Raw genomic sequence first — 14,598 nt, forward strand, 5'->3', positions numbered from 1 at the left:
AGCTGAATTGATAAAGCTTATTTACCGCCTTCACATTTCTTGATTGAAGCAGCTTTAGCTGCGCCATAAAGTGGTTTGCCATCTTTGCTAATTGCTTTAGCTTCACATTCATTTGCTTGAGCTCCGCCCATGCATTTTTTAATGGAAGCATCTTTAGCTGCGCCATAGAGGGGCTTACCTTCTTTGCTTACTGCTCTAGCTTCGCAAGCCGCTTGGTCAGCGAAAGCAGAAGTAGAGAGTGCAAAACTAAATGCAATACTTAAAGCGATGATGATTTTTTTCATGACATCTCCAATTGTGAGTACTTCAGTTCGTGGACTACTTAATAAAATACTGTAATCTAAATTAAGATATTAGGAAACATGGGGAAAGTGCTATTAACCCTAAAGAATGTCAATATCAGGGCACCATACGACGTGCTTCAGTAAATTTAGCTGCCCAATAGGGTGATGTGATGTAGTCTAATCGCACAGTGCCACCGGCACTAGGGGCATGAACAAACCTGCCTTGCCCAACATAGATTCCGGCATGGGAATATTTTTCACCGGTAGTGTTAAAGAACACTAAATCACCTGGTGCGGGAGGCTGCCCTTCAATGCTTCTACCTTTGGTGCTCATCAATTGAATCGTGCGCGGTAGTTTTACCCCAGCCGCTTTGTTATAGACATACACAATCAGACCGCTGCAATCAAAACCACCCTTTGGGGTATTGCCACCATAGCGATAGGGCACATCCACCAAGCCTACGGCTGCAATGGAGATATCTTCAGTGCCAACACTAGTATCTTGCTTAAATTGAGAAACTTTCGAAGAGGATCCCGATTTACTGCCGAATGTGCTGCATCCGCTTAGGATGAGTAAGCTGCAAATAAAAATGCCGCACCCTAAAAGAGTGCGGCATGAGAGGGATTGCTTAGAGTGCGTCAGCAGCATGATCCGCAAGACGTGAGCGCTCACCGCGAGCCAATGTCACATGACCACCGTGACGCCAGCCTTTGAAGCGGTCCACCACATAAGTTAAACCGGAAGAACCTTCTGTTAAGTAAGGCGTATCAATCTGGGCGATATTACCTAAGCAAATGATTTTGGTTCCAGGGCCTGCACGGGTTACCAAAGTCTTCATTTGTTTTGGGGTTAAGTTTTGCGCTTCATCGATGATCACAAATTTGCTCACAAAAGTTCTACCGCGCATAAAGTTCATGCTCTTTACTTTGATGCGGGAGCGAATTAACTCTTGAGTTGCAGCACGACCCCATTCACCAGCGCCGCCATCTTCGTTGCGCTGTAATACCTCGAGGTTATCGTCAAATGCACCCATCCAAGGTTGCATCTTTTCTTCTTCGGTACCTGGGAGGAAGCCGATATCTTCACCTACAGGGACAGTGGCACGTGTAATGATGATCTCGTTATAGCGTTTGCTGTCGAGGACCTGCTCGAGGCCGGCAGCCAGTGCTAGCAAGGTTTTACCAGTTCCCGCTTGACCCAATAAAGTCACAAAATCCACATCTGGGTTCATCAGTAGATTCATGGCAAAGTTTTGTTCGCGGTTACGCGCAGTCACACTCCAAACATTATTTTTCTGATGAGAGAAGTCTCTGAGTGTTTGCAAGAGAGCAGTCTTGCCATTAATTTCTCTAACCTGAGCATAGAAAGGCGTGGAACCATCAGGATTTTCTTGATAGACGAACTGATTGACCAACATGCTTTGTACGGAAGGTCCAGTCACTCGATAGAACATCGTGCCGGATTTAGAGTCAGCCCAGCTTTCCATATCCTTGCCATGTTTGGGCCAAAAGTCGGCATTTAGTTGCATGACTCCGGCATACATCAAGTCGCGATCTTCTAAAACTTGGTCATTGAAATAATCTTCAGCCGGTAAGCCAAGTGCGCGGGCTTTGATGCGCATATTGATATCTTTGGATACCAATACTACTTCTTGACCTTTGCGAGTTTTTTGCAGCTCACTCACTACCGCCAAAATCATATTGTCACCCTTACCTTCAGGTAAGCCTTCAGGTAATGCTTGTGTAGAGAATTTGGTTTGGAAGAAGAGGCGCCCAGTCACATCTTGGTTGCCCAGCTTATTTAGGGGGATGCCTTCATCCAGAGTGCCACTAGTACCAGCAATCAGTTGATCCAGGGATCTGCTAACAGTACGAGCATTGCGGGCTACCTCAGTCATGCCTTTCTTGTGATTGTCCAACTCTTCTAGAGTGGTCATCGGCAGGTATAGGTCGTGCTCAGAGAAGCGGAACAAGGAACTTGGATCATGCATCAATACGTTGGTATCGAGAACAAATAAGCTCGGCGGTCCAGTACGAATTACACGTTTAGGTTTTGCTGGTGTAGGCGCCTTGCTTTCGTTTCGCACATTAGAAGTGGGGCGATGATCTGCTTTGATCTTCTCGAGAGCTACTTCTGCAGCGGATAAATCTTCCTCTGCGTCGTTGGTCCAGTCAACGGCTTCCACTACCATCGGTTTTGCTTGAGCAGGGCGTTTCTTTAAGTCGGGAGTATCTTTGCGACTGAGTTTGACTTGATCAGCAATTTGAGTGGGGATTGGGGGCAGTGGCATGGACTCTCCTAAAAGAAAAAACCGCCAAGCGGATTGCATTGACGGTTTATTACGAAACTGGTTGTATTAAGGTCTGAAAAACGGAGGGGGTTACTCCCCGTACCTGATCTGAGATATTCAGGTTTCTGATTCAAACGGATTGTCAGACTTTCCCGTCGTTTACGGTGCATATGAACCACTTTACCCCAAATTTTGGGGTTTGCAAGCACCTCAGATCAAATTATTGTAAAAATTATTTAGTAGCTTGAGCAGCTTGTAATACCTCTGTCACATGACCCGAAACCTTAAGGCCACGCCACTCTTTTGCTAGTTTGCCGGATGAGTCAAATAGGAAGGTGCTGCGCTCGACGCCACGAACTTGCTTGCCGTACATATTCTTCATTTTCATGACGCCAAAGATCTGACAAAGCGTTTCTTCGGTATCAGCAACCAACTCAAATGGGAGTTCTAGTTTGCTGCGGAAATTGTCATGTGACTTGAGGCTATCTCGTGAAACGCCTACCACCAGGGTATTGGCTTTGGTGAATGCTTCAATATTGTCTCTAAATTCTCCGGACTCAGCTGTGCAGCCTGGAGTCATGTCTTTAGGGTAGAAGTAGAGGACCAGTTTTTTGCCTTTCGCGGAATCAGGCGAAAATGTTAATCCAGAGGTTGCTGGAATCGCACACTGCGGCATAGGTTGACCGATGGCTACTGTCATGATGATCCTTTGTTGGTTATTGTCTCTGAGGTCTAGTTATTTTGAATGATTAAATCACCGCTGCGATTGGGTATTTCTCCCCAGGTCAGCGGTAATACAGCTATTTTATCGAGTTGCTTGGTGGCTTCCCAGGATTTGTGAAGCTCGCCCATGGTAACGAGCTCATGACCTTGATTTAGCCATCCAGCTAGCAGCTGCTCGAACGCAGGCAATAGCTTTTGCCCCTCTAGTTCAGCGTGCAGTGTGAAGACTTGGTCATTTGGATTGCTTTGGGTGATCTCTAATAACTTTTTGACTGCGCCAAATTCATCTGCGCCATCGATGCCAATAAGTTCATCAAAGGTCGGGAGTGTTGTTGGGTACTGAACATGCTTCGCTTTTCCTGAAGGCAGTGCAAGGCGATAAGGCATGAGATTGGGTTCAGCTCTACCATCAGAGGAGTAAGCAATGCCCCATTGATCGAGTTGCTCAAAGGCGGCATCGTTCATTTGCCAACCAGCAGCACCATAGGTTAACGGTGCATGACCGAAGATTTCTACAAAGCGATCCCAGCTTTTCTGCATCATCGCTTTTGTCCAAGACGCATCTTGGTCACGCACTGCATCTTGCCAAGCAACATGATCCCAAGTATGAATACCTGTCTCATGACCTGCTTTATCAATGACACGCATTTCTGCAGCAGCTTTCTTGCCGATATCGGGGCCGGGAAGAAGTACACCGTATAAGAGCGTCTTAATACCGTAGTGCTCTACAACAGAAGTGCGGCTAACTTTTTTTAGAAAGCCAGGGCGGAAGACGCGCTTTAAGGCCCACCCTGTATGGTCAGGGCCAAGGCTAAATAGAAAGGTGGCTTTAAGGCCAAAACGCTCTAGAGTGCGAGCTAGATTGGGAACACCTTCTTTGGTTCCGCGTAAGGTATCAACATCAACCTTGAGAGCAATCTTAGCCATGTACCTTTGAATTTACTTTCGCTTATTCTTTATCAACTAAAGTGCGGGCTTTTTCTACGTCTTCACGATAGGCTTCAAAGATGTTCTTGAGCGCATCAGACATCGTAGTAGTAGGTTTCCAGCCTAGTTCACTCATCGTGTTATCTATTGCTGGAACACGATTTTGAACGTCTTGATAGCCTTCGCCGTAGTAAGCGCCAGAGGTAGTTTCTACAATCTTTACTTCATTCGCATTCTTTGCGTACTCAGGAATGCTGCGAGCGATTTCCAGCATCTGATTAGCGAGTTCGCGAATGGAGTGATTGTTCTTTGGATTGCCGATGTTGTAGATCTTGCCGTTAGCAACACCATCTTTGTTATCGATAATGCGCATCAAAGCATCGATACCATCATCAATATAAGTAAAGGCACGTTTCTGGGCGCCACCGTCAACAACATTGATGGATTCGCCGCGAACGATGTGACCCAAGAACTGAGTCACAACACGGGATGAGCCTTCTTTGGGTGTATAGATACTATCTAAGCCAGGGCCAATCCAGTTAAATGGGCGGAAGAGAGTAAAGCGCAACCCTTCCATGCCATAACCCCAGATCACACGGTCCATTAATTGCTTAGAGCAAGCATAGATCCAGCGTGGCTTGTTAATTGGGCCATAAACCATATTGGATTTAGTAGGATCAAATTCACCATCCTCACACATTCCATACACTTCCGAAGTTGATGGGAATACCAAATGCTTTTTGTACTTAACAGCAGAGCGCACGATTGGGAGATTGGCTTCGAAGTCGAGCTCAAATACCTTGAGTGGTTGCTGAACATACGTAGCTGGCGTTGCAATCGCCACTAAAGGCAAGATGACATCGCATTTGCGAATGTGATATTCAACCCATTCTTTATTAATTGTGATGTCGCCTTCAAAGAAGTGCATGCGAGGATGATTAACTAAATCACCAAGACGATCGTTTTGCATATCCATGCCGTAGACATCCCAATCGGTTGTCTCAAGAATGCGCTTCGAAAGGTGGTGACCAATAAAACCATTAACACCAAGAATGAGTACTTTTTTCATCTCTACAGCCTCGTTTTAATCTAATTTGCTATTGCTGAATTTTCTGCTTATTTGCTTGCTGGAAACCATTCCAAAACTTCTACTGCTTGATGGTCGCCACAAATACCGAATACCCGATTATCAACCACTTGGATGCCGCAAACCCCAAGATTGAGCTTGTCTGGAAATGGCCCATTTAGGCTGGTGCGGGCCACAATCATGGTTTTCCCATCATGGTCGCAAAAGGCGCCTGGATAAGGGGGTGCGACAGCCCTAACCAAGTCGTGGACCTGTTTAGCAGTCTGATTCCAGTGAATTTGCCCGTCTGCAGGCTTTCTACCGCCAAAATAACTGCCTTTTTGGAGCTCATTTGCCTTGCGGGGAACAATTCCTTTTAGAAGGCTGGGCAAGACTTGATCGATCACGCTGACGGCAGCCTGACTGACTTTAGCAAATACATCGGTAGCGGTCTCATCTGGGTCGATACTGACGGTTGCTTGCCTAACAATATCTCCTGCATCCGGTTTCGCTTCCATGACGTGTAAAGTTGCGCCGGTCTCTGTTTCGCCATGCAGAATGGCCCAATTCACTGGCGCACGCCCACGATATTTTGGGAGTAGCGAGCCATGCATATTAAGTGCGGCAATTTTGGCGCAAGCCAAGATCTGCTCCGGAATCATGAAGCGATAGTAGAAAGAAAAAATGTAATCTGGTGCTAGCGCTTGAAACTTCGGAATTAAAGTTGCTAATTCATTAGCATTCGGAGTGAGGTAAGAAATATTTTTTTCTTGACAGAGCTTTTCAACGCTTCCAAACCAAATATTCTCATTGGGATCATCTTGATGGGTAACGACTAGATCAACTTGCATACCCGCATTGAGAAGTGCCTTGAGGCAGTTGACGCCAACATCGTGATAAGCAAAGACGACTGCGTGCAATTATTTTTTCTCTAAAACGGTTTGCACTACATAACGAGGGCGCTTGCGGATTTGCTGATAGATGCGACCAATGTATTCACCTAAAAGTCCGAGCCCAAAGAGCATCACACCAATCAGGAAGAAGGTCAGGGCGAAGAGGGTGAATACCCCCTCAACCTCAGCGCCCAGAAGGAAGCGGCGAACTAGCAAGTAGGCAAATAAGCTACCAGCAGCAAGGGATAGCAGCATGCCGAGTATTGAGAAAATCTGCAACGGCATGACAGAGAAGCCAGTGACTAAGTCAAAGTTCAAGCGAATCAATTGGTACAGGCTGTATTTGGATTCACCGGCAAAACGTTCTTCATGTTTAACGGTGATCTCTACTGGATTTGCAGAAAAGGTATACGCCAGTGCCGGTATAAAAGTATTGCTTTCATCGCATTGGCGGACTAAGTCAACAATGCGACGGCTATATCCACGCAACATACAACCTTGATCAGTCATCGTGATGCGGGTAATGTTTTCGCGCAAACGATTCATGGCGCGTGAAGCGAATTTTCTGAAGAAGCTATCGCGGCGATCGGCGCGAATAGTGCCCACGTAGTCATGACCTTTTAATAACTGCTCAGTCAATGCATCAATTTCTTCGGGAGGATTTTGTAGGTCTGCATCCAAAGTAATGATGTGTTCGCCTTTGGCGTATTCAAAGCCAGCCATGATGGCCATATGTTGGCCAAAGTTGCTGTGAAATAAAACTGCACGGGTTACATCAGGGCGTAACTCCACTTGCCTGGAAAGGATGCCGGCGGAACGATCTTTACTACCGTCGTTAACAAATACGATCTCATAGGTGATCTTGCGTTTGGCAGCCAGGGTATCCAATGCTGGATAAAGGCGATCAAATAGAGCCTTTAATCCGTCCTCCTCGTTGTAAACGGGAATAACAATGCTGAGTGTTGGGTTGGCAACTAAATTTGCAGTCATGCTGCAATTTTGCCTGATTCTTTGGGTTTAACCCAAGAACGCTAGTTTTTGCGGTATTTCTGCAAAATTCCGACCAATCCACTGGCTATACGGTCAATATCTTCATCTGCCATTGCCGGAAATAAGGGGAGGGTAAGAATGGATCGACCAATGCGTTCGGCAATTGGAGTGTCTGAAGTTTTGTAGCCCTGGTTTTTATAGAGAGTGAACCCAGTAATTGCAGGGTAATGAACGCCAGTACCAATGCCCAAATCTTTTAATTCCGTCATCACTTGAGCGCGATCCGTATTGAGCTGCTCGAGTGGCAAAACAACTTGAAACATGTGCCAGTTACTATCCGTGAAATTTTCTACTGGAAGCTCTAAATGTAAGTCTTCCAATCCAGCCGATTTTAATTTGGCACGAAGCACATCAAAGTATTGGTGCGCGAGTTCAGCACGACGTGTTTGATAAGAGGGAAGTTGCTTGAGTTGTTCAAGACCGATAGCTGCATTCACATCGGTCAAGTTATCTTTGCCGCCCAATACATCCACATCCATACCATCCATGCCTTGACGAGTTAATCCTTGTAGACGGAATTTCTCAGCCAGTTTTGCTTCATCTAGATTATTGAGAACAAGGCAGCCTCCCTCAACAGTGGTGAGGTTCTTATTGGCCTGGAAGCTAAAGCTCACCAGGTCACCAAAGCTACCAATCTTCTTGCCTTGCCACTGTGAGCCAAAGGCCTGCGCTGCATCTTCAATTACACGAAGCTTGTGCTGTTTGGCTAGCGCATAGAGTTGATCCATATCAACAGGTAATCCAGCTAAATAGACCGGCATGATCGCACGTGTCTTTGGCGTGATTGCAGCAGCCACTTTATTTAGATCAATATTGCGTGTAATGGGATCGATATCCACAAATACTGGTTTGGCGCCAACACCCAAAATCACATTAGAAGTTGCCACCCAAGAAATTGGAGTGGTAATTACTTCATCGCCATCACCAATGCCGGCAACTTGCAGAGCGATCTTCATGGTTGCGGTGCCATTGGCAAAACAGCGTACCGGACGACCGCCAAAGTATTGGCTTAAAGCAGCTTCAAACTCGGCCAATTTCGGTCCAGATGTCACCCATCCTGAGCGCAATACCTCTGAAACAGCGTCAATGGTTTCTTGATTGAAGCTAGGGCGCGTGAAGGGGATGAAGTTTGACATGGTGTCCTATATTACTGCGAGATATCTGGATGCTTGACAATGACCCTGCGTGAATCACGATCGACTTCCTGCATTGGGAAGCCCTGAGTATTAAGCGCATCAAATTGCTCTGGAACCATCATGGCATAAGCTGTTTGATCTTCTTGCCAGCGGGTAATAAAGGCGTCTAATGTTGGCATCCAAAGTTCTGGCTCTTGATTAACCCCAAACTCAAGCTCATCGGGTGATTCAACCATGATCATCGTTCTGCCTAAATAGAAAGGCACGGTGTGATCCAAAAGACGCACTGAATAGAAGTTCACTTTTTCTGGAATAGAGGCTTTGACTCGCTCGACTAGGTCGATACCAGAAACTGCGCGGCCCAATGTCTCGTGACCTGTTCCTGTGATGATCGCGCAGAGAAGGAACCCACAAGCAAAGCTGACGATGCTTTGAATGCCATTGCGCTTGCTTTGCCATGCAGCGTAAGCGCTAAAACTGACAAGCGCTACTAATGCAGCAATCACCCAATAGGTATATTGCGCATAAGCTTCAATCTCATCAGGTCTTGCTTGTTTACCAATGGCATCTAAAAAGAAAAATCCAACACACCCCAAAATTGCAAAGCAAAGTGTCTGTAATTTCCATGGTAATGCCATGGTGTTGGTGTGACCAAGTAAGCGATCTAAACGATTGCCAATAATTAAAGCGAGCGCTGGGAAAACGGGGATGATGTAACCCGGAAGCTTAGAGTGCGATACGCTAAAGAATGCAAAGATCACAGCAAACCAGCAGACTAATAACCAGCCCGCTGAGAATTCGCGACGGCGCTCGCTCCATGCTTGTGCAAACGCCCCAGGGACCTGCAGAATCCAGGGGAGCAGGCCGATGAGGAGGAGCGGTACAAAGTAGTAAATGGGGCCAGTTCTACTGTGATCATCTTGTGTGAAGCGTTGTAGATGTTCGTGAATAAAGAAGAACTCTAGGAATTCAGGATTGCGTTGCGCTACCAATACAAACCAAGGGGCAGTGATAGCTAAGAACAAAATAGTTCCACTAAATAAACGCAAGCGAGCCCAGATTTTCCAGTCCCATGTACTAATGGAGTAAGCAATAAACACCATTGCAGGAATCGCTACGCCAATAACACCTTTGGATAGTGTTGCTAGCGCCATAAAAATCCAGCAAGCCCACATCCAGTTGCGACAGTTATTTTTGTTATGCGAAGTTTGTGCAAGCAAGAGGCTACAAAGAGCCGCCACTAAAAATGAGGACAAGCCCATGTCGAGCGAATTGAAGTGACCACTGATAATCCACATCGGACTCGATGCCAATACAACAGCAGCCAACCATCCTGCTCTCGCGTTGAAGATGCGCGCACCAGTAAAGCCGACCAAAAGAATAGTTAGGAAACCCGTTAGCGCTGTCCAAAGGCGCGCTTGCCAATCGCCAATACCAAATGCCTGAAATGCGGCGGCAGTTGCCCAAGCTTGAAGAGGGGGTTTTTCAAAATACTTATAACCGTTGTAACGCGGAGTAATCCAATCACCGGTAACCAGCATTTCTCGTGCTATTTCTGCATAGCGGCCTTCGTCGGATGGGATGAGGTGGCGGTAATTGAGGGTGCCAAACCAAAGCAGGCCGTAAATAATGACCAGCAGCAAAATCTTGCCTGGGTGCAGGGCTGATGACTGCCGAATCTGGCCAAATTGCATTAAGTGGGTTCCACAATCAGGGCAAGCACGACCTGACGACCCTCACCGACTAGGATGTTGTAAGTGCGGCAGGCGGCTTGAGAATCCATGATTTCAAAGCCAATTTTGGCCTCAATCAAGGATTTAAGAAGTTCTGGCTTGGGAAAGCGCTGGCGGCTACCAGTCCCAATGAGGATTAATTCTGGTTTTAAATCAACCATTTGCGCGAAATGACTAGCTTCTAAGCTATCAAATGTTTGCGCAGACCAGTTAGAGATGGCGCCGTCCGAGCTGAGTAGGACCGCATGGTCGTGAGGGATCTTATTGATCTCTACGTAGCCATCGCCATAGCCAGTGATCGTATTCGCTCCGGAATGGGGGTCAGATTGAAGCTTCAAGTGGACTCTCTGTCATAATTATGTGGATTATAGCTAGCTGTTTTTTCTCATATTTCAAGAACTTACCCTTAAATTTATTGTGAAACCGATCCTAAAGTCCCAAAAGCTCGATAACGTCTGTTATGACATACGTGGGCCGGTGCTTGAGCTTGCTCAGCGCATGGAGGAAGAGGGCCACAAAATCATCAAATTAAACATCGGAAACGTAGGGGTTTTCGGTTTTGATCCGCCTGAAGAGATTCAGTTGGACATGATTCGCAATTTAAGCAATGCCTCAGCTTATTCTGATTCCAAGGGAATCTTTGCTGCTCGCAAAGCCATCATGCAGTATTGCCAAGAAAAAGGCATTCAAGGCGTGACCTTGGATGATGTCTATACCGGCAATGGTGTTTCTGAGCTCATCGTTCTGTCGATGAATGCACTCTTAAATGATGGTGATGAGGTATTGGTCCCAACACCAGATTACCCGCTTTGGACTGCTGCAGTCAGTTTGTCGAGTGGCACACCAGTGCACTATCTTTGTGATGAATCCAAAGAGTGGGCGCCAGACTTAAACGATCTCCGTAAAAAAATTACACCGCGTACCAAAGCGATTGTGGTGATTAATCCAAACAATCCTACTGGTGCAATTTACTCCAAAGAAGTGCTGCTTGAGTTAACTCAAATTGCTCGTGAGCATGGTTTGATTTTGTTTGCGGATGAGATTTACGACAAGATGTTGTACGACGGCGAGAAGCATCTCTCATTAGCTTCTTTGTCTACCGATGTAGTCACTATTACCTTCAATGGCCTTTCTAAAAATTACCGTTCCTGCGGCTACCGTGCCGGCTGGATGGTGGTTTCAGGCGATAAAGAGATGGTCCGAGACTATATCGAGGGGCTCAATATGTTGGCCTCAATGCGCTTGTGTGCGAACGTGCCAGGTCAATATGCGATTCAAACAGCATTGGGTGGTTATCAAAGCATTAATGATTTAGTGGGTGAGGGTGGCCGCCTTGCAAAGCAACGTGATCTTGCATGGAAGCTCATAACTGATATTCCAGGCGTGACTTGCGTGAAGCCAAAATCTGCTTTGTATTTATTTCCAAAGCTAGATCCTGAGGTTTATCCAATTGAAGATGATCAGCAATTTGTAGCTGATCTTTTAAAAGAAGAAAAAGTATTGTTAGTGCAGGGCTCTGGTTTCAACTGGGGCAAACCTGATCACTTCCGTGTAGTGTTCTTGCCTCACGAAGATGTTCTCAAGGAAGCTATAGGCCGCCTTGCTCGTTTTCTGGAGCGTTATCGTAATAAGCACAGCCGCAAGGCTTCTTCAACTGCAGCAAAGGCATCATGAAACCGATTCAAGTAGGTCTGTTAGGTATTGGCACTGTTGGTGGTGGCGTATTCACTGTTCTCGAGCGTAACCAAGATGAAATTACTCGTCGTGCTGGGCGCGGCATTCGTATTAATACGGTTGCTGATTTAAATGTAGAGCGTGCCAAAGAGTTGGTTAAAGACCGCGCGCAGGTGGTGAGTGATGCTCGTGCCGTGATCAATAACCCAGAGATCGACATCGTTGTTGAGCTTATTGGTGGTTATGGCATAGCTAAAGACTTGGTTCTTGAGGCAATTGCGGCAGGTAAGCACGTAGTTACAGCTAATAAAGCATTGATTGCTGTTCACGGTAACGAAATCTTTAAGGCTGCGCATGCTAAGGGCGTGATGGTTGCCTTTGAAGCTGCTGTTGCTGGTGGTATCCCCATTATTAAAGCGTTGCGTGAAGGCTTAACAGCGAACCGTATCGAATGGATTGCAGGCATCATTAATGGCACTACGAATTTCATCCTGTCAGAGATGCGCGACAAAGGTTTGGATTTCGCAACAGTGCTTAAAGAAGCGCAACGCCTAGGCTATGCAGAAGCAGATCCGACTTTTGACATCGAAGGTGTTGATGCTGCTCATAAAGCGACCATCATGAGTGCGATTGCATTTGGTATTCCAATGCAGTTTGAAAAAGCACACATCGAAGGCATCACTAAATTAGATGCAATTGATATTAAGTATGCAGAGCAATTAGGCTATCGCATTAAGTTGCTTGGCATTGCCAAGAAAACGTCAACTGGTGTCGAGTTGCGTGTCCATCCAACTCTCATTCCTTCCAAGCGTTTGATTGCAAACGTTGAGGGCGCCATGAATGCCGTGCAAGTATTTGGCGATGCCGTTGGAACAACTTTGTATTACGGCAAAGGTGCAGGCTCTGAGCCAACTGCTTCCGCAGTGATTGCTGACTTAGTAGATATCACTCGTTTGCTAAGCGCTGACGCTGAGCATCGTGTGCCTTACTTGGCCTTCCAGCCAGATGCTGTCCATGACACACCAGTGCTCCCTATTGGCGAAATCACTACTAGTTACTATCTGCGCTTGCGTGTAGCTGATCAAGCTGGCGTATTAGCTGACATCACTAAAATTTTGGCATCGCATGGTGTTTCTATTGACGCACTTTTGCAAAAAGAAGCTGATGAGGGTGAAAGTCAAACTGATTTGGTGGCTTTAACTCACGAGACTAAAGAAAAGAACATGCTTGGCGCGATTAAAGAGATTCAGAATCTCAAGACAGTTACTGGCGAAGTGGTGAAGATCCGTTTAGAAAATCTGTCTTAAGTAAAACTCAGCAAAATTTATGCGCTACCAATCTACTCGTGGCAATAGTCCACAACAATCCTTCTTAGAAATTTTGTTGGGTGGATTGGCGCCTGATGGCGGGTTGTATTTACCTACTCAATACCCACAAGTCACTGCAGCGCAATTGGATTCTTGGCGCGGCTTGTCATACGCAGACCTCGCTTATGAAGTATTGAGTCTGTATTGCGACGATATTCCTGAGGCGGATTTGCGTGCAATCTTGCGTAAAACGTATACCGAGCAGGTCTATTGCAATGGCCGTGCACAAGATAACGCTAAAGACATCACGCCTTTGCATTGGTTGGGCGAAGAGCAGGGAACACGCATTGGGCTATTGAGTCTTTCAAATGGCCCAACCTTGGCTTTTAAAGACATGGCCATGCAATTGCTGGGCAATCTTTTTGAGTACACTCTCAAGAAAAAAGGTCAGCAGCTCAATATTTTGGGCGCTACATCTGGTGATACGGGTAGCGCAGCTGAATATGCGATGCGCGGTAAAGAGGGTGTGAAGGTATTTATGCTTTCTCCCCGCGGCAAGATGAGTGCCTTTCAGTCTGCACAGATGTATTCCTTGCAAGACCCTAATATTTTTAACTTAGCAGTAGCTGGTGTCTTCGATGACTGCCAGGATATTGTTAAGGCAGTCAGCAATGACCATGCTTTTAAAGCGAAGAACCAAATTGGTACCGTGAACTCCATTAATTGGGGTCGTGTAGTGGCTCAGGTGGTGTACTACTTTCAAGGTTATCTACTGGCCACTAAGTCCAGCTCCGAAAAAGTCTCATTCACCGTACCATCCGGTAACTTCGGTAATGTCTGCGCTGGTCATATCGCCCGCATGATGGGTTTGCCTATCGAGCATCTCATCGTTGCTACCAATGAAAACAATGTATTGGATGAATTCTTTTCCACAGGCATCTATCGTGCACGTAAGTCTGCTGAGACCTTGCATACTTCCAGCCCTTCGATGGACATCTCTAAGGCTAGTAACTTTGAGCGCTTCGTATTTGATTTTATGGGTCAAGATGGTAAAGCGACTGCAGCTATGTTCAAGCAAGTAGATGAAGCAGGTGGTTTTGATATCTCAAAAGAGGCAGTCTTTAAAGAACTGGGTAAATACGGCTTCCAATCTGGCCGTAGCACTCACGAGAATCGCTTAGAAACAATTCGTGATATTGATCAACGCTATGGCGTCATGATTGATACCCATACCGCTGATGGCGTGAAAGTGGCTCGTGAGCATTTGCAAGCCGGAATCCCGATGATCGTGCTCGAGACGGCGCTCCCCATTAAGTTTGAAGAAACAATTGAAATTGCTTTAGGACGTCCAGCTGAGTGTCCACCAGCATTTAAAGACATTAAATCTAAGCCGCAGCGCGTAGAAAATATCGATGCCGACGTGAATCAAGTTAAAGCGTTTATTACTTCACATCTAAGTTAATTCTTAACTTAGAAAATTTAAGCAATAAATAATTACTCTATGACAAAGCCAC

Annotated in this window: 13 protein-coding genes and 1 pseudogene; 3 read left to right on the top strand and 11 right to left on the bottom strand. The window is 46.1% G+C overall.

Annotated features, from left to right (window positions below):
* Nucleotides 1-17: 17 nt before the first annotated feature.
* The 11 genes and pseudogenes from ICN34_RS09115 to ICN34_RS09165 form a co-directional block, all read right to left on the bottom strand.
* Nucleotides 18-284 carry a hypothetical protein gene (locus ICN34_RS09115; protein ID WP_216122124.1) on the bottom strand — a complete coding sequence of 89 codons (267 nt, stop codon included), beginning with the start codon at nt 282-284 and terminating at the stop codon, nt 18-20.
* Between the two features lie 118 nt (nt 285-402).
* A pseudogene (locus ICN34_RS09120) lies at nt 403-786 on the bottom strand (C40 family peptidase); the annotation flags it as partial.
* A gap of 127 nt (nt 787-913) precedes the next feature.
* Nucleotides 914-2,575: a PhoH family protein gene (locus ICN34_RS09125; protein WP_072583115.1), complete on the bottom strand. Its 1,662-nt coding sequence runs from the start codon at nt 2,573-2,575 to the stop codon at nt 914-916.
* A 232-nt stretch (nt 2,576-2,807) separates the two neighbouring features.
* Entirely contained in the window at nt 2,808-3,275 is a 468-nt protein-coding gene (locus tag ICN34_RS09130; RefSeq protein ID WP_216122128.1) for a peroxiredoxin, read from the bottom strand.
* 32 nt (nt 3,276-3,307) lie between these two features.
* Nucleotides 3,308-4,225 (bottom strand): polysaccharide deacetylase family protein, encoded by a 918-nt coding sequence (locus tag ICN34_RS09135; RefSeq protein ID WP_216122130.1) that lies wholly within the window; start codon nt 4,223-4,225, stop codon nt 3,308-3,310.
* Nucleotides 4,226-4,247: 22 nt separating this feature from the next.
* Nucleotides 4,248-5,294 (bottom strand): bifunctional UDP-4-keto-pentose/UDP-xylose synthase, encoded by a 1,047-nt coding sequence (locus ICN34_RS09140; RefSeq protein ID WP_072583112.1) that lies wholly within the window; start codon nt 5,292-5,294, stop codon nt 4,248-4,250.
* Between the two features lie 47 nt (nt 5,295-5,341).
* A complete protein-coding gene (locus ICN34_RS09145) occupies nt 5,342-6,211 on the bottom strand; it encodes a formyltransferase (RefSeq protein WP_216122132.1) in 870 nt (289 codons plus the stop codon).
* Nucleotides 6,212-7,174: a glycosyltransferase gene (locus ICN34_RS09150; RefSeq protein WP_216122134.1), complete on the bottom strand. Its 963-nt coding sequence runs from the start codon at nt 7,172-7,174 to the stop codon at nt 6,212-6,214.
* A gap of 41 nt (nt 7,175-7,215) precedes the next feature.
* The gene (locus ICN34_RS09155) at nt 7,216-8,370 is read right to left on the bottom strand and encodes a DegT/DnrJ/EryC1/StrS aminotransferase family protein (RefSeq protein ID WP_216122136.1); all 1,155 of its coding nucleotides are present in this window, start codon (nt 8,368-8,370) and stop codon (nt 7,216-7,218) included.
* Between the two features lie 11 nt (nt 8,371-8,381).
* Nucleotides 8,382-10,064 (bottom strand): glycosyltransferase family 39 protein, encoded by a 1,683-nt coding sequence (locus ICN34_RS09160; RefSeq protein WP_216122138.1) that lies wholly within the window; start codon nt 10,062-10,064, stop codon nt 8,382-8,384.
* Complete coding sequence (locus ICN34_RS09165) at nt 10,064-10,441, bottom strand: Mth938-like domain-containing protein (protein WP_216122140.1); 378 nt, start codon at nt 10,439-10,441, stop codon at nt 10,064-10,066. Before ICN34_RS09165 ends, ICN34_RS09160 begins: the two co-directional genes overlap by 1 nt.
* 79 nt (nt 10,442-10,520) lie before the next feature.
* Between ICN34_RS09165 and ICN34_RS09170 the strand changes: the two genes are divergently transcribed.
* Genes ICN34_RS09170 through thrC form a run of 3 tightly spaced genes read left to right on the top strand, consistent with a single transcriptional unit; the run spans nt 10,521 to nt 14,546 of the window.
* Nucleotides 10,521-11,777 carry an aminotransferase class I/II-fold pyridoxal phosphate-dependent enzyme gene (locus ICN34_RS09170; RefSeq protein ID WP_216122141.1) on the top strand — a complete coding sequence of 419 codons (1,257 nt, stop codon included), beginning with the start codon at nt 10,521-10,523 and terminating at the stop codon, nt 11,775-11,777.
* Complete coding sequence (locus ICN34_RS09175; protein WP_216122143.1) at nt 11,774-13,084, top strand: homoserine dehydrogenase; 1,311 nt, start codon at nt 11,774-11,776, stop codon at nt 13,082-13,084. The genes ICN34_RS09170 and ICN34_RS09175 overlap by 4 nt, the downstream gene beginning before the upstream one ends.
* A 19-nt stretch (nt 13,085-13,103) precedes the next feature.
* The gene (thrC, locus tag ICN34_RS09180) at nt 13,104-14,546 is read left to right on the top strand and encodes a threonine synthase (protein ID WP_216122145.1); all 1,443 of its coding nucleotides are present in this window, start codon (nt 13,104-13,106) and stop codon (nt 14,544-14,546) included.
* Nucleotides 14,547-14,598 lie beyond the last annotated feature (52 nt).

Origin of the sequence: Polynucleobacter sp. Tro8-14-1 (assembly GCF_018881655.1) — a bacterium.
In the GTDB taxonomy this organism is placed as follows: Bacteria; Pseudomonadota; Gammaproteobacteria; order Burkholderiales; family Burkholderiaceae; genus Polynucleobacter.

Coding starts and splice junctions, on each gene's coding strand:
- ICN34_RS09115 (WP_216122124.1), bottom strand. CDS start 284: ATGAAAAAAATCATCATCGCTTTAAGTATTGCATTTAGTTTTGCACTC.
- ICN34_RS09125 (WP_072583115.1), bottom strand. CDS start 2,575: ATGCCACTGCCCCCAATCCCCACTCAAATTGCTGATCAAGTCAAACTC.
- ICN34_RS09130 (WP_216122128.1), bottom strand. CDS start 3,275: ATGACAGTAGCCATCGGTCAACCTATGCCGCAGTGTGCGATTCCAGCA.
- ICN34_RS09135 (WP_216122130.1), bottom strand. CDS start 4,225: ATGGCTAAGATTGCTCTCAAGGTTGATGTTGATACCTTACGCGGAACC.
- ICN34_RS09140 (WP_072583112.1), bottom strand. CDS start 5,294: ATGAAAAAAGTACTCATTCTTGGTGTTAATGGTTTTATTGGTCACCAC.
- ICN34_RS09150 (WP_216122134.1), bottom strand. CDS start 7,174: ATGACTGCAAATTTAGTTGCCAACCCAACACTCAGCATTGTTATTCCC.
- ICN34_RS09155 (WP_216122136.1), bottom strand. CDS start 8,370: ATGTCAAACTTCATCCCCTTCACGCGCCCTAGCTTCAATCAAGAAACC.
- ICN34_RS09160 (WP_216122138.1), bottom strand. CDS start 10,064: ATGCAATTTGGCCAGATTCGGCAGTCATCAGCCCTGCACCCAGGCAAG.
- ICN34_RS09175 (WP_216122143.1), top strand. CDS start 11,774: ATGAAACCGATTCAAGTAGGTCTGTTAGGTATTGGCACTGTTGGTGGT.
- thrC (WP_216122145.1), top strand. CDS start 13,104: ATGCGCTACCAATCTACTCGTGGCAATAGTCCACAACAATCCTTCTTA.